The organism is Streptomyces beijiangensis, assembly GCF_017315755.1.
GTDB lineage: Bacteria > Actinomycetota > Actinomycetes > Streptomycetales > Streptomycetaceae > Streptomyces > Streptomyces beijiangensis.
The window spans coordinates 1-203 of sequence record NZ_JAFLRJ010001668.1; the positions used below are offsets into that span (position 1 = coordinate 1).

Here is a 203-nt window from a genome sequence, read left to right on the forward strand (position 1 = left end):
CCCCGTTCGAGGGGGTGCGCCTGTCCCGGCTCCTGGACGCGGCGGGCGTGCGCGCCACGGCCGGGGCGGTGCGCTTCACCTGCTTCGACGGCGCCTACTCGGAGAGCCTCACCCTCGCCCAGGCCCGCCGGGCGGACGTCCTGGTCGCCCTGCGCATGCAGGACGAGGACCTGGGCCACGCCCACGGCGGCCCGGTCCGCCTC

Annotated in this window: 1 protein-coding gene; it reads left to right on the forward strand. The window is 78.3% G+C overall.

The window, feature by feature from the left end; all coding sequences use genetic code 11:
• Window positions 1-203 (forward strand): molybdopterin-dependent oxidoreductase (locus J0695_RS43155; protein ID WP_206970247.1); only part of this gene is annotated, 203 nt, incomplete at both ends.